Origin of the sequence: Enterococcus sp. AZ063, from assembly GCF_051715045.1 — a bacterium.
Classification (GTDB): domain Bacteria; phylum Bacillota; class Bacilli; order Lactobacillales; family Enterococcaceae; genus Enterococcus_D; species Enterococcus_D casseliflavus.
The window spans coordinates 1,537,467-1,559,175 of record NZ_JBIOTA010000001.1 but is presented as its reverse complement, the minus strand read 5'-3'; the positions used below and the strand labels follow the sequence as shown (position 1 = coordinate 1,559,175).

Here is a 21,709-nt window from a genome sequence, read left to right as displayed (position 1 = left end):
ATCAGAAGAGCTGCAGCAATTTTGGCAAGAAGATGATCGCTGCGACGACTAACGCAAAAACTGCGGTCATCAGCACGGCACCAGCTGCCATATCTTTGATTTTTTTTCCGATAGGATGGAAATGGAAATCTGTAAACATATCTACGACGTTTTCAAAGACGGTGTTGATGATCTCAACGATCCAGACTAAGAAAACAGCTAGCAGCAACCAGAGCCATTCCATTTGACTCAAACGGAAAATAAAGCCTGCAATGATCGCAACGATTCCTAGTGCAACATGTTTACGCATATTGCGTTCCTCTTTAAAGACGGTTTTTATACCAGTGAAAGCAAATTCGATCGACGAAATAAATTGTTTGTTTTTCCCAATATTCTTATCTTTTGAGTCCATAGGCATCCAGTATTTCCTTTTGCAGTCCAAACATTTCCTTTTCATCTTCAGGTGTCATATGATCATAGCCATTGATATGCAAGAAACCATGTAACGCCAAGAAACCCAGCTCCCGATCATAGGTGTGCCCGTATTCAGCAGCTTGTTCTTTCGCTCGTTCAATGGAGATCATAATATCTCCAAGATCACGCGGCAGCTCTTCAAGGGCTTCGTCAAAAATGATCGACAGCTCTTCGTCAGTTTCTTCTTCAAAGGCAAAACTAATGACATCTGTTGGCATATCTTTGCCGCGGTACTCCCGATTGATTTCTTGGATCGCCGCATTGTCCATAAATGTGACGGACATTTCCGTATCCTCTGGAAGTTCTAAATGTCCTGCAGCAAATTGCAGTAGTCCTTCGATCTCTTTGATCTTGGTTTCCCCCACTGAATTTGTCTCATCTAAAAAGGTAATCTCCATTAGCGCTCTCTTCTTTCTTGTTCTTCTTTCATTTTCTCTGCTTCCGACTTCATTTTTGGGTATTTGATCCGTGAATGGAAGGTACTGCAAAGTCCGTTGACCAGTGATTTTTCAATCATTCGGATTTCTTTCAAAGTCAGGCCTGTTTCATCCAGTTGACCGTCTAAGATCCGATCATTGATGAGATTTGCAACAAATTCTTGAATCTTTTGATTTGTTGGATTTTCCATCGCTCGAACAGCTGCTTCACAACTATCCGCGATACTCACAACGCCAGCTTCTCGTGTTTGCGGTTTTGGACCAGGATAACGGAAATCTTCTTCCGTCACCTCGGGATTACGCTCTTTGGCTTTTACGTAGAAATAACGCATCAAGGTCGTGCCATGGTGTTGACGACAAATGTCGATCACCATGCGCGGCATTTTGGCTTCTTCGAGAATTTCCGCCCCATCGATCACGTGACCGAAGATGATTTGTTTGCTGTCTTCAGGCAACAAGAAATTATGCGGGTTTTCGGCACCAGCAGGTAAATTTTCTACGAAGAAATTGGCATGTTTGACCTTGCCGATATCATGGTAATAACAAGCCACACGAGTCAGTAAGCTTTGCCCGCCGATTTCGGCAACGGCATTGGCACTAAGATTGGCAACCATCATACTGTGATGATACGTTCCTGGCGCTTCTTCCAGCAACTGTTTTAACAATGGATGATTCGGGTTACTCAATTCATTTAACACGATCATACTCTCATCCGTCACCAACAATTCGATGTAAGGATGTAGTCCCATCGTTAGCAAATAGCTTAAGAGAGAGCCTGCTAAACCACAAATGATCGTGGTCCAAGTGTTCCCGCGAGCAAAATCCATTCCTTGGAAAATCACCAGCACAAAACTCAGTAAGAGCGGAAAGACGATCACCCACGCTACTGCCGTTTTCCCTTGACTAGCGATGCGGGCGCGCTTGATCATCGTTCCCATCAAGCCAGAGAACAAATAGGTGACTAAGACGGTCGTCAACAAGTTGGTTCCGCTAGAATCAAAGTAAATAAAGAGTGCACTGATTACTTGGAAAATCGCAGACAAAATCCCCAAACGACGGCTGGAGAAAATACTCAGGATCAACGGTGTAAACGCAGCTGGGAAAAACAGCGGGATAAAGGTCACTAATTCAGATTGGAAAAGTTGGAAAAACTTCATGATCAAAATACTGAATGCCATTGCCAAAATATAAAACGTGACCGCATTCATCCGTTTTTCCACGTCTTTCGTCTGTTTCGTGTAATAAAACACCATCAGCATCTGTAAGACTGTTGCTAACACTAAAGCGATCAATGGAAAAACAGAAAAGGTCTGATTGGTCATTCCTAAAAGCTGCAGCTTCTCTAGGGCATTGGCATCGATCTGCGAGCCCTCACGGACAATGATCTCTCCTTGATAAATCATCACTGGAGGAACAGCATCCATGGCGGTTTGCCGTGCTTCTTCTGTCCGTTTTTCATTTGGGATATCGTTCACGACGATTCCTTGATTGACTAAGAAACGTAAGACAGAAGCCATATCTGAGCTAACATCTAAGAACTGGATCTTATCTTCCGCCTCAGAACGGAACGTACTTAGTTCCGTTTGGCGGATCTGTTTCGCCATTTGTTCATCTATTAATTGTAGCGCATAGGTACGCACTGTATTTAATTCATCATCACTTAATGAGAACATCGTCGTCAAAAAATTATTGGTAAATGACTGATAAAAATCTAGTTCATCATCACTCATTTTTTCAAATTCTTGTTTTAAGGCTGCGATATATTCATCTGTACTAGGTTTAGGGATATTTTCATCCTCATCGGCTTCAGCCACTTTTTTTTCATGAGCTTCATCCACTGATTTTTTGACTGAAGCAACTAAGTCAAATAAATGATCGATACGATCATGCTGCGTTTGCGCCAGTGTATCCTGATACGTGTACTCTGGTGGTACAGCTTCGGCAGCCAGTTTACGTTTTTGTTCCGTCGCAGCGGTATTTTCGATCGTTTTATTGGCACGGATATTTTCTTCCGCCACTTGACCTTCGCTATAATCGACATTGTTTTGTTTGACGCTGGTGTACATGATACCAATCGAAAAAAGAAAGAAAAGGAACATCAAAACTGGTAGATAGAATTTCCCAAGTCTTTCTCTAAATTTCCGTAGTGGTTGAATGATCATAGTTCTCCTCCTAAAAGACGATCAGCGCTTGTCTTTAAGATCTGCTTCTTCATATGCGCGAATGATCTCGGCAACAACTGGATGCCGCACGACATCTCCTGCTTCAAAATTAGCAAAAGCAATTTTAGGGATCTCTTGTAACGTTCGTTCGGCGTGGATCAGGCCGCTTAAAGTCCCTTTTGGCAAATCGATCTGGCTGGTATCGCCATTGACGATCATTTTAGAGTTGAATCCTAAACGGGTCAAAAACATTTTCATTTGAGCAATCGTCGTATTTTGCGCTTCATCTAAAATGACAAAGGCATCTTCTAGCGTACGTCCACGCATATATGCCAATGGTGCGATCTCAATGACGCCTCGTTCCATGAGACGGTTCGTATGATCCATCCCAAAAATTTGATACAACGCATCATAAACGGGGCGTAAGTAAGGATCGACTTTTTCTTTCAAGTCTCCTGGTAGGAAACCAAGATTTTCTCCTGCTTCAACGGCGGGACGTGTCAAAATGATTTTTTGCACTTGGCCTTTCTTTAGAGCTGCAATTGCCATTACGACTGCTAAGAAGGTCTTTCCGGTTCCAGCGGGGCCGACACCAAACACTACATCATGTTTACGGACGGCTTCGATATATTTTTTTTGCCCAGCATTTTTCGCTCGGATCGGTTTGCCGTTACGGTCTTTGATGATCTCTTCTTCATACATATCTTTGAAATAATCAAGACTGCCCTTATTCACCATATTCAACGCAGTGATCACATCAGGGGTACTGATATTGATGCCTCGTTTGATCAACTCTTGCAAAGCCCGAATCACGGATTGTGCCTTTTCAGCGGCTTCAGTTTCTCCTACGATTTGGATCAGCTCACCACGAGTGTGAATGACCGTTCCTGTGGAGTCTTCAATAATTTTGATGTTCTTATCGTGGGCACCTAATAATAAACGAACGTCATCGTTTTCACTAAGTGTTATCTCGATCGTTATTGTTTTGTCTGTCAAATATGTTACAGCTCCTTTTTTGGCGTTCTTATTAATAATAACATAAGATGGAAAAAAGAAAAATTACTTATCAAGCACAACAGTCGTTTCCCCTTGTCCTTATGCTTTTTTTAAGTTTTCGAAATCAGAAAAAAAAGCCGCAAGCATGTCATCCATACTTGCGGCGTGAGCTTACATTTGATCCAATAATTCTTTAACGATCGCATTGACTTGATTGCCGTCTGCTTTGCCTTTAACTTGTGGCATTACAGCACCCATCACTTTTCCAAATTCTTTGGAAGAAGAAGCACCAGTCTTTTCAATCGCTCCAGCGACGATTTGGCGGATTTCCGCTTCATCGAGTTGTGCTGGCAAATATTTTTCAACAACTGCAATTTCAACTTTGACTTTCTCTGCTAGATCATTTCGGTCAGCTTTCTCAAACTCATTTAAAGAGTCACGACGCTGTTTCATCTCACGAGACAAAACGGTCAACTCTTCTTCTTCATTCAAGTCAGAACCTTTTTTGATCTGCTCATTTTGAATGGATGCTTTCAACATGCGGATCACCTGCAAGGTTTCCTTGTCTTTGGCTTTCATCGCTGTCTTCATGTCATCATTCAGTGTACTTAGTAGTGTCACACTACCAGCTCCAATTCTCAAAACAGTAGAAAATTAGAATTTTTTGCGTTTTCTAGCTGCTTCAGATTTTTTCTTACGCTTTACGCTAGGTTTTTCGTAAAATTCACGTTTACGAGATTCCTGTAAAGTACCCGCTTTTGACACGGAACGTTTGAAGCGACGAAGAGCATCGTCAAGTGATTCGTTTTTGCGAACGACTGTTTTTGACATGTAAATTCCCTCCCTCCGAGCTTAAAAAGTAACCGTAGTTGTTATTGAAATAAAATCCCAAAAAACACGACTGTCCTTTAAAAATTATAGCTAACCCCTGAAAAAGTGTCAAGGCATTCTGTTAAAAAAGTCTTCGATCCCATCAAGTTTGTTTGGGTTTTCATTGACATTCTTCACAACGGCCCAAAATCTCGAAGCGATGTCCCTCGATCAAGCAGCCAGGAAGCTGTTCTTGGAAGAAGTCCATCGGGCAAATATGCAGTTCTTTTGTTTTGCCACAAACCGTGCAAATAAAGTGATGGTGATGATGGTCCTCTAATTCTGCACAGCAGTTATAGCGAAACTTCATCTCCCCGTTCAGCTCTGTTTCTTCTAAAATACCGATCTCAGAAAAATCATGCAGATTACGGTAGATCGTATCATAGCTCAAGCCAGGATACTTTTCTGACATGTATTCATGAATTTCCTTGGCTGGCAAATAGCGATTGCGTTTCACTAAATAGGTGATGATCGCTTCTCTTTTTTTGGTGTATTTAAAGCCATTTTCTTTCAATGTAGTCATGGCATGCTCAATAAGTGTTTGATTTTTCATCGTAGGCCCTCCTGATAAATCAAAATCATTCCGATTCTATCGATCTTAAGTATGGTATAATGAAATCAATAAAAAAGCAAGAGAGGATTTTTCTTATGAAGCCAACTGAACCTGAACAACCAGACTTGCAAGAAAAATTGCAAACCAGTGCCGCAGTGACGATGTTCGTGTTGTCGGACTCTGCCGGCGAAACGGCATCGAAGCTTGCACAAGCGACAATGGCCCAATACCCCAGCGTCGAATTTAACCTTTTTAGACGCACGTTTATCCACACAAAAGAGCATTTGATCAAAGCTTTGTCTGATGCAAAAAAACACAACGCCATTATTCTTCATACCTTGATCAAAGAAGAACTTGTGGATTTGACGAATCATTTTTGTGAAGAAGCTGACCTTTACCATTTCGACGTATTGACCCCTCCAGTAAGTGAAGTAGAACGACGAACTGGCGTAGCACCTTCACGAGAGCCAGGGGCTTTGCACCACTTAAACGAAAATTATTTCAAACGCATCAAAGCCATGGAATTTGCGGTTATGTACGATGATGGGAAAGACCCTCGTGGCTTCTTGGAAGCAGATGTCGTGTTACTAGGGGTTTCTCGGACGTCAAAAACGCCTTTGAGTCTATTTCTAGCAAACAAAAATTTAAAAGTTGCTAACCTGCCTTTAGTACCGCAAGCCCACATCCCAAAACAGCTCTGGGAAATCGATCCGAAAAAAATCGTCGGGCTAACAAACGATCCGAATGTGTTAAACAGTATTCGCAAAGAACGGATGCGCTCCTACGGCTTGAACCCAGATTCTGCGTATTCCGATATCGAAAAAATCAAAGCGGAGCTGACGTTTGCCAATGATCTGTATGAAAAACTAGGCTGTGTCGTGATCAATGTCGCTTCTCTTTCCATCGAAGAAACCGCCTCTATGATTTTAAATGCATTAAACTTAGAAGATCATAGCTATTACACGTCAGAAACGAAAGACTAACATCGATGAAGCAATGAAAAATGGTGAGCAGAAAATCTTCTGCTCACCGTTTTTGGTCTGTGGCTCATTTATTATTATTCTCTTTTAGAACACTTGCAGCCCTTCACGATCGATTTGTAATTGTTCGATATACGCATTGCTCTCCAAGGCATGCAAAAGTTTTGAGATTCGTTCTGCCCGTTCCTCTGGGACGATCGCTAAGACCGTAGGACCTGCGCCGCTTAAGAAACAGCCATAGCCGCCTTCTTCTTCGCAGATTTGGCGAATAGTCGACAAGTGCGGCACAAGCTTTTCCCTATAGGCTTCATGAAAACGATCCTGTTGCATCAATTTTCCTGCAAGAGGCAGATTGCCATTGATGACCGCTGCGATCATCACGTTGGCGATCGCACTGGCTTCGACAGCTTGCTCGTGCGAAAGGGTCTGCGGCAAGACTTGACGACTTGCTTCAGTCAACAGTTCTTCATGAGGAATATAGGCAATGATCTCGCACTCTGGAAAATGATGCTTGACTAAATACGTATGCTTGTGCTGATGGTCGTAAGCAGCAACCGCAAAATCTCCATAAATCGCTGGTCCAACGTTGTCAGGATGCCCTTCGATGGCAGTTGCGATCTCAAGCTTTTGTGCTGCACTCAGATTCATGTGGGCCATGCGGTTGGCTAGTTCAATCCCGGCGACGATCACCGAGGAACTGCTGCCTAAGCCTCTTGCCAAAGGAATGTCCGAACTCATTCGGATTTTCAAAGGCTTCATGTTTGGTGCTAATTTCAATGCCACACGCAAAAGCAAGTTGGTTTCATCCGTTGGGATCTCTGAACCTAGCTCATGGATGATTTCCCACGTATCGTTTTCTTTTAAAACTTCAATGAACAAATACTTTGACAGGGCAATCCCGCAGGAATCAAAACCAGGCCCTAAGTTCGCACTGGTTGCAGGAACGCGGATCTTCATAGATTGGCAACTCCTTCACGAAGATGCTGACGCATTTCTTCTAAATCACTCATCTTATTGATGGTTACTTCTGTCGCTTTGATAGCTGTATCAGGATCCTTCAGACCATTTCCAGTAAAGACGGCAACGACAGTCTCACCTGGTTTGATTTTCCCTGCTTTCACGTGCTGGATGACACCAGCCAGCGAGGCAGCTGAGCCTGGTTCAATAAACACACCATCTTGCGCAGCAATTTTACGGTAAGCATTCAAAATTTCCTCATCGGTTACTGCATCGATGTGTCCATTTGATTCATCACGAGCGGCTTCTGCCAACTGCCAGCTGGCTGGATTGCCGATCCGAATCGCTGTAGCAATCGTTTCTGGTTGTTCGATGACTTCACCACGGACGATCGCAGCAGCACCTTCAGCTTCAAACCCATGCATTCTTGGCAACGCGGTGCCTTTTTTCTCATGCCATTCTTTGAACCCTTTCCAATATGCCGAGATATTCCCTGCATTACCGACAGGAATCGCAAGAACATCCGGTGCTTGTCCTAATTGTTCGCATACTTCAAAGGCCGCTGTTTTTTGTCCTTCTAAACGATAAGGATTGACTGAGTTTACTAGCGCCACGGCTTCGGTTTCTGCAATATCTCGTACTGCTTTTAACGCTTCATCAAAGTTTCCTGGGATCGAAATGATGTCGGCTCCATAAACGATTGCTTGCGCCAATTTTCCCATAGCGATCTTGCCATCTGGAATAACAACATAGGCTTTGATCCCCGCTCTGGTCGCATAAGCTGCTGCTGCCGCACTGGTATTTCCTGTCGATGCACAGACGATTGCTTTGGCACCTTCTTCCACCGCTTTTGCCACCGCCATGACCATCCCTCGGTCTTTAAAAGAGCCTGTCGGATTCAGCCCTTCGTATTTTCCATACAATTGAATCCCTAATTCCTTGGAAAGGCTTGGTAAGGGAATCAACGGCGTGTTGCCTTCAGCCAGCGACAATGCTGGTGTATTTTCGTTGACTGGCAGATATTCCTTGTATTGATGCAATAATCCTTGATACATGTTTATTCCTCCATCACTTTCATTATTTGTATGTCTTGTGCATCGGTATAAGTTGCGAGTTTTTCTGTTAACTCTTTTTCGCTCATTGGATTGGTGATTCCAGCTATTCGTTGGTCTGCTTCGTTGAACACCGTTTGCTCAAACGCAAACCATTCTGGAAGAGCGTTCCCTTTGATCTCTTGACTTGAAAAAGACACATAATGCTGGCTAGGGACTTCTTCTACAGATGCTAATGCTGTTTCTTTTTCAAAAGTTAGAAAAGGTTCAACGATCCCAAAGCTTTTATTTTTTGCTAAAACGGTCAAATCCGCTACCACGCTGGTGGCCGTCGGTCGTGATCCTGCTCCTGGTCCATAAACCATTGATTGATCGATGCCTTCACTCTCGATAAAAATGCCATTAAACTCGTTTTGGATCGTCGCTAACGCATGGTTTTTCGGCACTAATACAGGTCCAACTGACACAGTAAGGGAACCGTCAACTGTCTTTTGTGCTGCACCGATCAACTTCACTTCATAACCAAAGGCTTGTGCCTGCTTAATATCTGCCACAGCTAAGCCGCGGATGCCTTTTGTTGCCACATCAGCAACATGGATCGTTTTCCCAAAAGCAAATTTGGACAGGATCACCATTTTATAGGCCGCATCGATACCGTCAACATCATTAGTAGGATCTGATTCGGCAAAACCTTTTGCTTGGGCTTGTGACAAAGCATCTTCATAGGTCATGCCATCTTCCGTCATTTTTGTCAGCATATAATTGGTCGTCCCATTGACGATACCAAAAATCCCTGTGATGGTATCAGGCAGATAGTGGGTGCTCAATGTACGCAAGATCGGAATGCCACCACCCACGCTGGCTTCATAATAAAGAGACACCCCGGCTTTTTCAGCGATTGCCAGCAGTTCAGGTCCATGGGTGGCAATCAAGTCTTTATTTGCCGTCACAACGTGCTTCTTATTTTCTAAAGCAGCTGAAATAAACGCTTTTGCCGGATCGATCTTCCCGATCAATTCCACAATTACGTCGATGGTCTCATCTTCAAACAACTCATTTGCCTCATTCGTCAACGCAAACCCGTACTTAGCCGCTAACGCAGACTTATCCTCGTAAGGCGAAGCTAATGCTTTCGTGATTTGCACACTGACTCCTGTGCGTGCCAGAATGGCTTCTTTTTGCTCTGCCAACACTTGGCATACCCCGATGCCGACAACACCCATTCCTAATAATCCAATGTTCAATTGCTTACCCATAATGCCCCCTAACTGAAAACGTTATTAAAAACCGTTCATCTAATTTTAATATTTCCACTAGCATACCAAAAACAATAAGAAAAAACTAGGACTTTTGAGAAATTCTCGCCCTAGTTTTAACGGTGATGGATATGTTCGAATGTTTTTTGCAAAATATCCACAACATGTTTGTCATCAAGACTATAAAGGATGGTTTTTCCTTGTCTTTCCGACTTTACGATCCGATTATCTTTCAAAAGTTTCAGCTGATGAGAAACTGCTGATTGTTCCATATGTACTTGTTCTGCAATCGAAGTGACATTGCGCTCTCCTTCTTGAAGAGACAACAAAATTTTTAGTCTAGTGGGATCACTAAGCATTTTAAAAATCTGTGTTACTTGCTGAATTTCTTCTAGTTTCGGCGTAGTCATCGCGCCACATCCTCTCTTATTTCCTTTTGCATTTTAGCCCTTGATAGACAGCTTGTCAATCAATGCTCGACGATCAAGGAGAAGAAACGAGCTAAAAGACAAGAATAGATCCAAGCGTCAGAAAATTCCCTTTAGAAGCTTCGGTCCCTCAACACCTGTTTGCTGAGGGAAGCGAACGCTTCTTTTTCTACCACTCGGATCATTCAGTCAATTGCAATTTTTTTGATTATGAAGACATCAGATGACTTTATTCACCTGTGATTTCTTCGATCGCTGCTTGCAGATCAGCAATTTTTTGTTCTGCTGCTTCTGCCGTATCGCCTTTTACACCAATATAAAACTTGATTTTAGGTTCGGTCCCAGAAGGACGAACAGCAATCCAGCTTTCATCTTCCAAGGTGTATTTCAAAACATCAGAAGGCGGTGTGGTCATTTTTTGTTGGTGACCATCTAAGCCCACACGAGTCAACAATTTAAAGTCTTCTGTTTGCACGACAGGGGTTCCTGCGAAGACGGAAGGTGCTTTTTCACGGAAAGTCTTCATCAAGGCAGCAATCTTAGTTGCCCCTTCCATGCCGCTCATCGTTACAGAAATCGTTTTTTCTGCATAGTAGCCGTACTCTTCAAAAATATCTTGCAGACCATCATACAATGTTTTGTCTGATTGTTTGTAAAAAGCAGCCACTTCTGCTAATAAAACGAGCGCTTGGATCGCGTCCTTATCCCGTACGAATGGTTTAACTAAGTAGCCATAGCTTTCTTCAAAGCCAAACATGAAAGTTTGAGAATGGTCTGTTTCAAATTGTTGGATTTTTTCGGCAATAAATTTAAAGCCAGTTAAAACATTGATCATATCAACATCGTAGGATTTAGCGATCGCTGTTGGCAATTCACTAGAAACGATCGATTTTAAGACTGCTGCATTTTCTGGCAATGTTCCAGCTGTTTTATGGGCTTCTAAAATGTAACGGATCATCAATGCACCTAACTGGTTACCTGTCAAGACTTGGTAGTTGCCATCTGGCATTCTTACTGCAGCCCCTAAGCGATCGGCATCTGGATCTGTTGCGATCAATAGGTCAGCACCTTCTTTTTCTCCTAAAGCAATCGCATATTCAAAGGCAGAGCGCTCTTCTGGATTCGGTGATTTTACTGTACTGAAGTTTGGATCAGCAACCGCTTGTGAGGGTTCAATAATGAATTGTTGGAAACCAGCTTGTTTCAACGCTTTCTCGCCAAGCATCCGCCCTGTTCCGTGAAGTGGTGTATAAACAAGTTTCAAATCTTTGCCCACCGTATCGATCAATTCTTGATCGATCGTGACTTCTTTGATTTCTTTCAGATAGGCAGTATCGATTTCTTCGCCAATAATAGAGATCAAGCCGCTGTTTTTGGCTTCTTCTTCACTTAATACAGGGATCTCCAACGGATTTTCAATTTCCCGAACAAATTTTGTCAATGCATCCGCATCTGCTGGTGGCATTTGCCCACCATCTTCCCCATATACTTTGTAGCCATTGTATTCGGCTGGATTGTGAGAAGCAGTGATCATGATTCCAGTAAAAGTTTTTAAGTAACGCACAGCAAAAGATAATTCTGGCGTCGGACGTAAGCTTTCAAAGACAAAGGCTGGAATATCATGTTTTGCCAATGTTTTTGCTGCTTCCATCGCGAACTCAGGTGAAAAATGACGGGAATCATAGGCAATCGCTACGCCACGACGTCTTGTTTCGGGATCTTGTGTATCCATAAAGCGAGCCAAACCTTCCGTTGCTTGACGAATCGTATAAATGTTCATCCGATTGATACCAGGTCCTAAAATCCCTCGCATGCCAGCAGTCCCAAATTCCAAAGGCATATAAAAAGCGTCTTCTAACATCGCAGGATCTGTTTCTAATGCGGTCAATTGTTCTTTTAATTGTGGATCTAAGTGTTCACTGTTTTTCCATTGATTAAATGTTTGTTCCCATGCCATAAAATAACCTCTCCTTTTTCCGTTAAAATGCTCTAAAATTAGTATAACACTACTTACAGATTTCTCAAAGAATAACCAAACGAAAAATAAAAAAAGCTGCTATCAAAAGTGATTGACACTTTAAAAATAACAGCTAATTCCATTAGATTATTTTGTTAATTGCGCATCCTTTTGTGTTTCAATAAAATCAAACACTTGTTGACCAGCAATACTGCCATCGCCGACTGCCGTTGTGATTTGACGCAAGCCTTTTTCACGAACATCGCCAATCGCGTAAACACCAGGAATTGAAGTTTCCATCTGATCATTTGTTAAGATCCAGCCAGCATCATTCGTGATACCGCTAGCTTTGAATGGTTCTGTCAACGGATCTAAACCAACATAGATAAAGACACCGCCAGCAGCTTCTTCTGTCACTTCATCCGTTTTTACGTTTCTGATTTGCACGCCAGTTACGACCATCTCATTGCCTTTGATTTCTTCCACAACAGAATCCCAAATAAAAGAGATTTTCTCGTTGGCAAATGCGCGGTCTTGGATGATTTTTTGTGCTCGTAATTCATCACGACGGTGAACGATCGTTACTTCAGAAGCAAATTGCGTTAAGTAGATAGCTTCTTCGACTGCTGAGTCGCCTCCACCAACAACGATCAAGCGTTTGTTACGGAAAAAGGCACCGTCACAAACCGCACAGTATGAAACTCCGCGTCCTGCGAATTCTTCTTCGCCTTTGACGCCTAACTTTCTATGTACACATCCTGTGGCAATGATGACTGTTTTCCCTTGATAGGTTTTGTCTTCGGTGGCAACTTCTTTGAACTCACCTTGATCCGTGATGCTTTGAACGATCCCATAGGCATTTTCAACACCAAATTTAATGGCACCTTCATACATTTTAAATGCTAATTCAGGGCCTAAGATTGATTCGAAGCCAGGATAGTTTTCAACCTCAGCCGTATTGTTCATTTGTCCGCCAGGTGCTCCTCGTTCAATCATTAGTACTGATAAATTCGATCTTGACGCATAAAGCGCTGCTGTCATCCCCGCAGGGCCTGCGCCGATGATAATTACATCATACATATATTTCCCTCCAATTTGGACTACCCATACTTTACTTTCAAAAGCAAATTCTTTCAACTCATCTGCTTACAAAAAATAATAAGATATTCCTGCTTTTACTTTTGAAAATTACATTGACTTTCTTTTCAATTTTTGTAAAATTTTCACGATACGTCTATTATATAGAAAATAAGGAGTCCTTACAATTGAATAAGAAAAAACTTTTAGGAAAATCAGACCGTGAACTGATTTTTCTCAGCTGGCCGATTTTTGTTGAGCTATTTTTGCGGGTCGTTATTGGGAATGTCAACGTTTGGATGATTTCTCATTATTCCGAGCCAGCAGTAGCGGCCGTCAGTGCTGCCAATCAACTATTGAATTTAACGGTCTTTATTTACGGTTTCATCACCGTGGGTACTCAGATCATTATCGCACAATTGATTGGTGCGAAAAAACGCGACCAGATACCGAAAGTCATCAATACCGCTCTTTTTGGGTCATTGTTCATCGGGATTTTGATCAGCTTGATGTTTCTTTTCGGCTCAACCTACCTTTTGCGATTCATGGGCTTAGATGCTGAATTAGTTGCTTTAGGTCATGGATACTTACAAGTGTATGGCGGAAGTCTGTTCCTTTCATCGATCACGGCGGTCATAATTGCTGTCATGCGTAGCCACAGTTTCACAAAACCAGCGTTATTGGTACCGATGTTTGCTAGCATCCTAGCCGTCATTGGCAATTACTTTGTCTTATACAGCCCCTTTGGTTTACCGAATTTCGGTGTGACTGGATTGGCATTTTCTAGCGTCTTTGGTAATTCGATCGGTTTACTAATTGCCGCCATGTTGCTGAAGAAACATGTGAATTTTTCTGTTTTATCTGCCCGTTTCTCGAATGTCTCTTGGGGCGTGATGAAAAACATTTTGACTTACGGATTGCCTTCTTCTGGCGAGTCTCTTTCCTATCAAGGAGCGCAAGTCGTGGTGACGATGATCGTGGCTCAACTTGGCGCAAGTGTCTTGATTGCAAAATCTTACGTAACAGCTATCACCCAATTTGTTTATTTGATCGCCTCCGCATTAAGTCAAGGAAACCAAATCATGATTGGCCGCAATGTCGGTGCGGGTGAATTCGATCGTGCGCATCAGCGAGGCATGCGCACGATGGTGATCGGGATCATCGCCTCGGTAACGATCTGCTTATTGACCTATCTATTTATTGAACCGATCATGGGGATCTTTACTTCCAATACCGAAGTAATCGAGATTGCTAAAGGTGTCTTTTTAGTAGAGATCGTCTTAGAAACAGCGCGTGCAGTCAATATGATCCTAGTTGGTTCATTAAATGCAAGTGGTGACGTGAAGTTCCCATTGATCTGCAGCCTAATTGTTCTATGGGTCATCAGCTTACCGTTTTCCTACTCACTGGCCATCGTCTTTAAATTTGGCTTGATCGGCGTTTGGATCGCTTATGCCATTGACGAAGCATTGCGCAGCGTCTTAATGATCTATCGCTGGCATTCTGGGGTATGGAAAACTAAATCTGTCGTTCATCCACAAGAAGCAGAACCAGAAGTCTTACCAGAAGCATAATAAGAGTCCAGTGGTCCCAACGGCCGCTGGATTTTTTGATTTTTATAAGAAATAAAATGCGCCAAGAAGTTTGCTTGGTTTTTTTGAAGACTTTGCTCTATACTTATCTCAGAAACTATCGACTATGATTTACATTAAAAGGAGCGTTTGCTATGTCAATCTATGACTACCAAGCAACATTAGAAAACGGCGAAACTTATTCGCTAGCAAACTACGAAGGTCAACCGCTGGTGATCGCCAATACAGCTACAAAGTGCGGGTTGAGCCCGCAGTTCAAAGAATTACAAAGTCTTTATGAAACCTATAAAGACCAAGGGTTGGTCGTTCTAGGGTTTCCTTCTGACCAGTTCAAACAAGAAGTCGGCTCAGCCGAAGAAGCCGCAGCCTCTTGCCGAACCACCTATGGTGTTGATTTTCCGATGCACAAGTTAACGGTGATCAATGGCAAAGACGCAGATCCCTTGTTTCGCTATTTGGAAGCAGAAGCACCGGGTACATTAGGCAAAGCCATTAAATGGAATTTCACGAAATTCTTGGTGGACCGCCAAGGTAAAGTCGTGGAGCGTTTTGCTCCACAAACCAATCCTCAAAAAATGATTCCAGAAATTGAAAAAGTTCTTTAAAAAATGGATAAAGGCGACCTTAAGGACAAAACATGTCATGCTTAAGGTCGCCCTTTTTTGTAATTGCTGCAACGCAAGCCTTTTACAGCACTCTCATTGTCGGTTATCAATAATCTCTGAACAGCCATTTCTACTTATTTACAAATCATTCGTTTCAATAGTTTTTAAAAAGACTTTAAAAAAACTGCAGTCGATCTACTTAGATTTCTCTAAGGGATCAACTGCAGCTTCTTATAATTAGTTATTCGATAAATCTTCACCGTTTGAAGCAATCACTTGTTTGTACCAATCAAATGATTTTTTCTTTGTTCGTTTCAAGGTGCCGTTTCCTTCATTGTCACGGTCCACATAAATGAAACCATAGCGTTTTTTCATTTCACCTGTTCCAGCTGAAACTAAATCGATACAACCCCAAGTCGTGTAACCCAATAAGTCGACACCATCTTGTTCAACCGCATCTTTCATTGCTTGAATATGCTCTGCCAAGTATTGGATCCGGTAGTCATCTTCCACATAGCCATCTGCATCTGGTGTATCCACAGCTCCTAAGCCGTTTTCAACGATAAACAATGGTTTTTGGTAGCGATCATAAATGTCATTCATTGTGATGCGCAAACCAAGTGGATCAATCTGCCACCCCCACTCACTTGCTTCCAAGTATGGGTTTTTCACAGAGGCAAAAATATTGCCAGCCGTTTGTTCTAATAATTCAGCGTCCGTGGTTGATACGCGGGAAGAATAGTAAGAGAAGGAAATAAAGTCTACGGTGTGAGCTTTCAACAGCTCAAGGTCGCCTTCTTCCATTTTGATTTCGATCCCATTGCGTTCCATTTCTTTCAGCGCATATTGTGGATATTCCCCACGTGATTGAACATCAATAAAGAAATAGTTTTCGCGATCTGCTTTGCGTGATTCCCAGACATCTTCTGGTTTGCTTGTATATGGATAGTATGCGCCAGCAGCTAACATACAGCCTACTTTGTTCTCAGGATCGACTTCATGAGCGATTTTCGTTGCGATCGCAGAGGCCAATAGCTCATGGTGAGCCGCTTGGTATTTCACTTGCTCAACGTTATCGCCTTCTTCAAAGTAAAGACCTGCTCCCATAAATGGCGCATGGAGAATCATGTTGATTTCGTTGAAGGTCAACCAGTATTTTACTAATCCTTTGTAACGGTTGAAAATCACGTTACACAAGTTTTCATAGAATCCGACCAATTCACGAGAACGCCATGCCCCGTATTTTTCAACTAAATGCATTGGGCAATCAAAGTGAGTGATCGTTACTAATGGTTCGATCCCATATTTGTGGCATTCTTTGAAAAGATCTTCATAGAACTTCAAGCCGTCTTCATTTGGTTCTGTTTCATCCCCTTTAGGGAAAATCCGACTCCAAGCGATCGACAAACGGTAGGTTTTAAAGCCCATTTCGCCAAATAGCGCGATGTCTTCTTTGTAGCGATGATACATATCGATCGCTTCTTTTGCTGGGTAGAAATGTTCGTCATCAAAATCGAACATTTTCATTTGACCAGTAATGACTGGAAAACGATCTTTGCCGATTGGTACCACGTCAACGTTTGCCAAGCCGCGTCCGCCTTCTTGGTAGCCTCCTTCACATTGATTGGCAGCTGTTGCGCCGCCCCATAAAAAGTCTTTTCTAAATGCCATGTTTCTTTCCTACTTTCTCTTTATTTAACTAGTTCGCGATCAAGTTCGCGGGCTACTTCATCTTGTACTTCTACGCCTTCTTTTTCAAGACGTGCGATCGTTTCCTTAAATTTAGGCAAGTGATCTTTGTGGGCAATAAACAGTTCGTCCATGACACGTTTTGCCGTATCACCTGATGGAACCAATGGGTTGATGGTGAAGGCTTGTAATGCGATATTGTAATCCCCCGTCACAGCTGCTTCGATCGTTAATAATTCCATTGCTTTCATTACCTGTAACCAACCTTTTTCAGCTGTCGGTAACTCACCAAAGGCAACATTTCTAGCCCCTTGTCCGCCAACGTAAGCTGTTACTTCGACTACGCAATCGGCAGGAAGATCTGGAACGGCGCCTTCATTTTTGGTTGAAACGACGATTTGGGTATTTTTATTAGCATAAATGGAAGCAATCGTTTCACACGCTGCATCTGAGTAGTAAGCACCACCACGTTTTTGCAGCTGTTCTGGTTTATGATCTAATTCAGGATCTTTGTACAACTCAAACAATTCGGCTTCGGTTTGTTTCACTTGCTGTGCGCGTGTACCGACAGTCTTGTACTCTTCGATCGCATGATTCAACATTTCTTCTTGACGATAGTAATAACGGTGATACCCGCAAGGAATCATCTTCATTTGTTCCAGCTGTTCTTTGTAAAATGGTACATCAAAGATATTCTTCGGTAAGCCATTGTCTTCTTCATACATTTTATCAATAATGTCCATCGTAACGTCATTGCCGTGTGAGTCGGTAACTTTGTGCCAGTGGAAGTGGTTCAATCCTGCAAATTTGTAAATCAATTCGTCAGGTTCTTTGCCAAGCAACGCTGGTTCAACCATCGTTGCCATGACAGGCACGTTACACAACCCGATGACTTTGTCCCATTTTCCGTAACGCACGATTGCTTCAGTCACCATACCACTTGGATTCGCAAAGTTGATCAACCAGGCATCGGGACACAAGCGTTTCATGTCTTCAACGATTTCAAGAATGATTGGAACCGTACGAAACGCTTTGAACATACCACCAGGGCCGTTGGTTTCTTGACCAATCATGCCGTAATAGGCAGGAATTCGTTCATCTTTGATACGGGCATTCAGCAATCCTACTCGGAATTGTGTCGTAACGAAATCAGCATCTTTTAATGCTTCTTCTCGATCCAATGTCATGTGGATTTTTACATCGTAGGGTGACGCATCCCACATCCGTTGTGCCATCGCACCAACGATTGCTAATTTTTCTTTTCCTGCTTCGATATCTACTAGCCAAATCTCACGAATCGGCAATTCTTCATAGCGTTTGATAAAGCCTTCCATTAACTCCGGGGTATAGCTGCTGCCGCCACCAATGGTTGCAATTTTAATTCCTTTTGTCATTGTATTGCTCCTTTGCTATTTTATTTACATTCTTATTATCATTCATAAAAACATTTGATTCAATGTAAATAGCATATTTAGAAAAAGCGTTTGCAAATCTCGCTTCTTCTTGCAGATGTTTTGTAAAAAAGATTTACAAAGAGCATCAAATAAGGAATAATTAGGATGTAAACGATTCGCTAGGTACTGAATAAAAACGAATTTCTGTAAAAACCATTTACAAATAATCATAAAAAATGTAAAAAGGAGCATATATACCATGTTGTTACAAGAAAAAATGCGCCAAATCAAACTAGCACCCGCCGAACGATCGTTGATTGATTATTTATTAGCCAATCCGACCGCGATGGCGGATCAAACCATCAAGGAATTATCTGAAAAAACCTATGTTCATCCTTCTACTTTTATTCGGATCGCCAAAAAATTAGGCTTCAATGGTTGGCTCGACTTAAAAACGGCCTTTGTGAAAGAGCAAACTTATATGAGCAGCCATTTTACCGATGTGGATGCGAACTTTCCCTTCTCTTCCCATGACGGGATTATGACCATCGCCAAAAAGTTGGCAAAGCTTGAACAAACAACGATTGAAGATACGCTTTCCTTGATCCATCATGATGAATTACAAAAAGCGAAACAATCGTTGCTCAATGCCAACCATATCAGGATTTTCGCCAGCAATGCCAACACCTTGATTTCTCAAGACTTTGTTTTGAAGATGCGGCGTTTAGGAAAAAGTATCCACGTCTGCGATACCTTCGGCGAAAGTGCCTATGAGGCATCCAACTGTACCTCCGATACGACCGCGATTTTGATTTCTTACACAGGTGAAAATAAAATGGTTAAAGAAATCGGTAAGATCCTCGCCGAACGGCAGGTCTCCATCATTGGGATGACCAGTATTGGCGAGAATGCGTTAGCGAAATTAAGCGATTGTGTCTTAAATATCACAACAAGAGAAAGGCTTTATTCAAAGATTGCGAATTTTACGATCAATACCTCGGTTTGCTACTTACTAGATTTGTTGTATGCAGTCGTCTTTTCGGAACATTATGAGAAAAATCTGCAGCATTTGATCGATATTGGGATGGCGTATGATAAGCGCCCCACTTCATCAACGATAATCGCTGAACCAACCTATGATAAAAACCTTCATTATAAAGACTCACTATTTCCCAATTAAATGACTGTCAAAAAGCGATCGAGCCTTCACGACCGATCGCTTTTATCCTTATATAGCTGTTTTGCAGGAAAATGTTTCCTAAACTAAAGCCGTGATCAAATCATCGGAACAACCAACTTCTCGTTTGTCAGACTCGATGATATCCAAATAATCCGCTGAGTTGGTCACTAGCACTGGGGTCTCAATATTGAATCCTGCTTTGATCAATGCATCTTTATCAAAGCTGATCAATTTTTGCCCACGAGTGACTTTATCGCCTTGCTTCACATGCGCTTCAAAGAACTCACCATTCAATTGAACAGTATCCAAACCAATATGGATCAAAAGTTCTAAACCATTCTCAGAAATCAACCCGATGGCATGTTTGGTTGGGAACAATGTCATCACAGTACCATCAAAAGGAGCCACAACTTCGCCTTTTGAAGGATGGATCAGGATGCCTTTTCCTAGCACTCCTTGAGCAAAGGCTTCATCTTTGGCACTGCTTAGTGGCGCGATCGTTCCTTCTACTGGAGAAGTGATCACTTCTTTTCGAACAGTCATCGCTGGTTGTCCTTCTGCGATTTCTTCTTCCACTGCATCATCTTTCCAGAAAGCCATGGTCAAACCAAAGCCAATCGCTGCAGCGATCAAGATTCCGAAGACAGAGAACCACATGCCACTAGCGTCGCCTTCTGGAGTGATGTAGTTGAAAATGCCAAAGACCCCTAACCCACCAGAGGTGTAGCTCGTTGTTCCATTGATCATCAAGAAGGCACCTGCGACCGCACCACCGATCATTGAGTAGAAGAACGGCATTTTTTTCGGTAACGTGATCCCATAAATCGCTGGCTCCGTTACACCGAAAAGCCCTGAGATAATAGCTGGTGGACATAGTGCTTTCAGTTTTTTATCTTTCAGTTTAAAGTACATCGCCATCACTACGGCTGTTTGAGCAAAGCTGGCACCAAACGTAGCTACCAAAATCTGACTATAACCAAGTTGCGTGATTTGCATAATGTGTAGCGGAACAACTGACCAGTGAAGACCGAAAATAACCAATACTTGCCAGAAAAAACCTAGCAACAAGCCATAGACAACTGGTGAAAAGTCCATCAACGCTTCAAATCCTGAGCTCAAAAGGTCCGTCAACATACTGATTACAGGTCCAATCACCAAAAACCCAATTGGCAATGCAATCAAGAGAACCAAGAACGGCACTAAGAACGTTTGGACAACAGAAGGAATGATTTTTTTCGCAAATTTTTGAACTTGCGCAGCAAAGGCAATGATAAAGATGACCGGCACCACACTGCTAGTATACGTTGCGCCAACCCACGGAATTCCTAAAAACGTTTCGTACGCAGGCAAGCCTAACAAGCTATACGGTGCAGCAGCTCCCTCGCCAGCGCCTGCAAGAAATGCGGCTTGCAAAGCAGATCCTTGAATTGTTGGGTAACAAAGCGCTGACCCGATCACGATTCCCACCATTGGATTTAAGCGAAACTTTTTCGCTGACGTATATCCTAAAATCACTGGCATAAACATGAAGATCGAATCGCCGATCGCATTGAACATCACATAGGTACCAGTCGTCGTTGTATAATCGATCAAGCCTGTTGTACCAATAAAAAGCAACAGTGCGTTTAGTCCTTTGATCATCCCCGCCGCACACAAAGCCCCTAAGAAGGGTTGGAAGCAGCCGCTCAAAATATCGATCAAACGATCAAACAAGTTGCCACCTGAAGCTGTTTCTTCAGCATCACCACTGATTCCTGCTACATCGATCACTTCTGCATAGACATCAGGTACATGGTTTCCGATAACCACCTGGTATTGACCGCCACTCTTCATGACCGTCACTACCCCATCCATGTTCTTTAAGACTTCATCATTTGCGACGCCTTCATCCTTTAATTTAAAACGCAGGCGTGTGATACAATGCGTCAAGCTATTGATGTTCTCTTTTCCACCGACATTTGCTACGATTTTTTCTGCTAATTCACGATATTTTCCCATTTTTGATTCCTCCAATTTTTTTGTATTGAAGGTTTAGCCAACTGAATGTCACTATCCAAAATGTTTTCTTATT

The 21,709-nt window shown here is 42.5% G+C and carries 20 protein-coding genes; 4 read left to right on the top strand and 16 right to left on the bottom strand.

Going from position 1 to position 21,709, the window contains the following annotated elements:
- Position 1: 1 nt before the first annotated feature.
- The 7 genes from IGK61_RS07130 to IGK61_RS07100 all read right to left on the bottom strand — a co-directional run bounded on the left by IGK61_RS07130 (position 2) and on the right by IGK61_RS07100 (position 5,471).
- On the bottom strand, positions 2-391 hold the full coding sequence (locus IGK61_RS07130; protein ID WP_016610244.1) for a diacylglycerol kinase family protein: 390 nt from the start codon (positions 389-391) through the stop codon (positions 2-4).
- Positions 375-851: an rRNA maturation RNase YbeY gene (gene ybeY / locus IGK61_RS07125; RefSeq protein WP_005225844.1), complete on the bottom strand. Its 477-nt coding sequence runs from the start codon at positions 849-851 to the stop codon at positions 375-377. Before ybeY ends, IGK61_RS07130 begins: the two co-directional genes overlap by 17 nt.
- A complete protein-coding gene (locus tag IGK61_RS07120) occupies positions 851-3,052 on the bottom strand; it encodes an HD family phosphohydrolase (protein ID WP_005225843.1) in 2,202 nt (733 codons plus the stop codon). Before IGK61_RS07120 ends, ybeY begins: the two co-directional genes overlap by 1 nt.
- Before the next feature lie 21 nt (positions 3,053-3,073).
- Positions 3,074-4,048, bottom strand: a complete 975-nt coding sequence (locus tag IGK61_RS07115) for a PhoH family protein (RefSeq protein WP_005225842.1) — start codon at positions 4,046-4,048, stop codon at positions 3,074-3,076.
- A gap of 171 nt (positions 4,049-4,219) precedes the next feature.
- Positions 4,220-4,669 (bottom strand): GatB/YqeY domain-containing protein, encoded by a 450-nt coding sequence (locus tag IGK61_RS07110; RefSeq protein ID WP_005225841.1) that lies wholly within the window; start codon positions 4,667-4,669, stop codon positions 4,220-4,222.
- Positions 4,670-4,702: 33 nt separating this feature from the next.
- A complete protein-coding gene (gene rpsU, locus IGK61_RS07105; protein WP_002356740.1) occupies positions 4,703-4,879 on the bottom strand; it encodes a 30S ribosomal protein S21 in 177 nt (58 codons plus the stop codon).
- A gap of 160 nt (positions 4,880-5,039) precedes the next feature.
- Positions 5,040-5,471 (bottom strand): Fur family transcriptional regulator, encoded by a 432-nt coding sequence (locus IGK61_RS07100; protein WP_005225833.1) that lies wholly within the window; start codon positions 5,469-5,471, stop codon positions 5,040-5,042.
- 95 nt (positions 5,472-5,566) lie between these two features.
- Here IGK61_RS07100 and IGK61_RS07095 point away from each other — a divergent pair, with 95 nt between their 5' ends.
- On the top strand, positions 5,567-6,454 hold the full coding sequence (locus IGK61_RS07095) for a pyruvate, water dikinase regulatory protein (RefSeq protein WP_010748043.1): 888 nt from the start codon (positions 5,567-5,569) through the stop codon (positions 6,452-6,454).
- A gap of 84 nt (positions 6,455-6,538) precedes the next feature.
- Here the strand turns inward: IGK61_RS07095 and thrB are convergent, their stop codons facing one another.
- From thrB to trxB, 6 genes are all read right to left on the bottom strand, one after another.
- The gene (thrB, locus tag IGK61_RS07090; RefSeq protein WP_005225831.1) at positions 6,539-7,408 is read right to left on the bottom strand and encodes a homoserine kinase; all 870 of its coding nucleotides are present in this window, start codon (positions 7,406-7,408) and stop codon (positions 6,539-6,541) included.
- Positions 7,405-8,463 carry a threonine synthase gene (gene thrC, locus IGK61_RS07085; protein ID WP_005225830.1) on the bottom strand — a complete coding sequence of 353 codons (1,059 nt, stop codon included), beginning with the start codon at positions 8,461-8,463 and terminating at the stop codon, positions 7,405-7,407. Before thrC ends, thrB begins: the two co-directional genes overlap by 4 nt.
- 2 nt (positions 8,464-8,465) lie before the next feature.
- Positions 8,466-9,716: a homoserine dehydrogenase gene (locus IGK61_RS07080; protein ID WP_438844778.1), complete on the bottom strand. Its 1,251-nt coding sequence runs from the start codon at positions 9,714-9,716 to the stop codon at positions 8,466-8,468.
- Positions 9,717-9,832: 116 nt separating this feature from the next.
- A complete protein-coding gene (locus IGK61_RS07075) occupies positions 9,833-10,126 on the bottom strand; it encodes an ArsR/SmtB family transcription factor (RefSeq protein ID WP_005225828.1) in 294 nt (97 codons plus the stop codon).
- Positions 10,127-10,373: 247 nt separating this feature from the next.
- Positions 10,374-12,101 carry a phospho-sugar mutase gene (locus IGK61_RS07070; RefSeq protein ID WP_074535731.1) on the bottom strand — a complete coding sequence of 576 codons (1,728 nt, stop codon included), beginning with the start codon at positions 12,099-12,101 and terminating at the stop codon, positions 10,374-10,376.
- A 147-nt stretch (positions 12,102-12,248) separates the two neighbouring features.
- On the bottom strand, positions 12,249-13,181 hold the full coding sequence (trxB, locus tag IGK61_RS07065) for a thioredoxin-disulfide reductase (RefSeq protein WP_015509534.1): 933 nt from the start codon (positions 13,179-13,181) through the stop codon (positions 12,249-12,251).
- 185 nt (positions 13,182-13,366) lie between these two features.
- Here trxB and IGK61_RS07060 point away from each other — a divergent pair, with 185 nt between their 5' ends.
- Positions 13,367-14,752, top strand: coding sequence for an MATE family efflux transporter (locus IGK61_RS07060; RefSeq protein ID WP_010748039.1), 1,386 nt, complete (start codon positions 13,367-13,369; stop codon positions 14,750-14,752).
- A gap of 152 nt (positions 14,753-14,904) precedes the next feature.
- On the top strand, positions 14,905-15,375 hold the full coding sequence (locus tag IGK61_RS07055; RefSeq protein ID WP_074535729.1) for a glutathione peroxidase: 471 nt from the start codon (positions 14,905-14,907) through the stop codon (positions 15,373-15,375).
- A gap of 237 nt (positions 15,376-15,612) precedes the next feature.
- On the opposite strand, the gene IGK61_RS07050 is transcribed toward IGK61_RS07055, so the two are convergent.
- Together IGK61_RS07050 and IGK61_RS07045 are read right to left on the bottom strand one after the other, a co-directional pair.
- Positions 15,613-17,046, bottom strand: a complete 1,434-nt coding sequence (locus IGK61_RS07050) for a 6-phospho-beta-glucosidase (RefSeq protein WP_008378424.1) — start codon at positions 17,044-17,046, stop codon at positions 15,613-15,615.
- Between the two features lie 20 nt (positions 17,047-17,066).
- Complete coding sequence (locus IGK61_RS07045; protein ID WP_005225822.1) at positions 17,067-18,458, bottom strand: 6-phospho-beta-glucosidase; 1,392 nt, start codon at positions 18,456-18,458, stop codon at positions 17,067-17,069.
- Between the two features lie 259 nt (positions 18,459-18,717).
- Between IGK61_RS07045 and IGK61_RS07040 the strand changes: the two genes are divergently transcribed.
- A complete protein-coding gene (locus tag IGK61_RS07040; protein WP_074535728.1) occupies positions 18,718-19,638 on the top strand; it encodes a MurR/RpiR family transcriptional regulator in 921 nt (306 codons plus the stop codon).
- A gap of 78 nt (positions 19,639-19,716) precedes the next feature.
- On the opposite strand, the gene IGK61_RS07035 is transcribed toward IGK61_RS07040, so the two are convergent.
- Positions 19,717-21,636, bottom strand: coding sequence for a beta-glucoside-specific PTS transporter subunit IIABC (locus tag IGK61_RS07035; protein ID WP_438844777.1), 1,920 nt, complete (start codon positions 21,634-21,636; stop codon positions 19,717-19,719).
- Between the last annotated feature and the right edge of the window lie 73 nt (positions 21,637-21,709).

Coding starts and splice junctions, on each gene's coding strand:
- IGK61_RS07045 (WP_005225822.1), bottom strand. CDS start 18,458: ATGACAAAAGGAATTAAAATTGCAACCATTGGTGGCGGCAGCAGCTAT.
- IGK61_RS07120 (WP_005225843.1), bottom strand. CDS start 3,052: ATGATCATTCAACCACTACGGAAATTTAGAGAAAGACTTGGGAAATTC.
- IGK61_RS07050 (WP_008378424.1), bottom strand. CDS start 17,046: ATGGCATTTAGAAAAGACTTTTTATGGGGCGGCGCAACAGCTGCCAAT.
- IGK61_RS07075 (WP_005225828.1), bottom strand. CDS start 10,126: ATGACTACGCCGAAACTAGAAGAAATTCAGCAAGTAACACAGATTTTT.
- IGK61_RS07100 (WP_005225833.1), bottom strand. CDS start 5,471: ATGAAAAATCAAACACTTATTGAGCATGCCATGACTACATTGAAAGAA.
- IGK61_RS07035 (WP_438844777.1), bottom strand. CDS start 21,636: ATGGGAAAATATCGTGAATTAGCAGAAAAAATCGTAGCAAATGTCGGT.
- IGK61_RS07070 (WP_074535731.1), bottom strand. CDS start 12,101: ATGGCATGGGAACAAACATTTAATCAATGGAAAAACAGTGAACACTTA.
- IGK61_RS07040 (WP_074535728.1), top strand. CDS start 18,718: ATGTTGTTACAAGAAAAAATGCGCCAAATCAAACTAGCACCCGCCGAA.
- IGK61_RS07080 (WP_438844778.1), bottom strand. CDS start 9,716: ATGGGTAAGCAATTGAACATTGGATTATTAGGAATGGGTGTTGTCGGC.
- thrB (WP_005225831.1), bottom strand. CDS start 7,408: ATGAAGATCCGCGTTCCTGCAACCAGTGCGAACTTAGGGCCTGGTTTT.
- IGK61_RS07095 (WP_010748043.1), top strand. CDS start 5,567: ATGAAGCCAACTGAACCTGAACAACCAGACTTGCAAGAAAAATTGCAA.
- IGK61_RS07130 (WP_016610244.1), bottom strand. CDS start 391: ATGGACTCAAAAGATAAGAATATTGGGAAAAACAAACAATTTATTTCG.
- thrC (WP_005225830.1), bottom strand. CDS start 8,463: ATGTATCAAGGATTATTGCATCAATACAAGGAATATCTGCCAGTCAAC.
- ybeY (WP_005225844.1), bottom strand. CDS start 851: ATGGAGATTACCTTTTTAGATGAGACAAATTCAGTGGGGGAAACCAAG.
- IGK61_RS07055 (WP_074535729.1), top strand. CDS start 14,905: ATGTCAATCTATGACTACCAAGCAACATTAGAAAACGGCGAAACTTAT.
- trxB (WP_015509534.1), bottom strand. CDS start 13,181: ATGTATGATGTAATTATCATCGGCGCAGGCCCTGCGGGGATGACAGCA.
- rpsU (WP_002356740.1), bottom strand. CDS start 4,879: ATGTCAAAAACAGTCGTTCGCAAAAACGAATCACTTGACGATGCTCTT.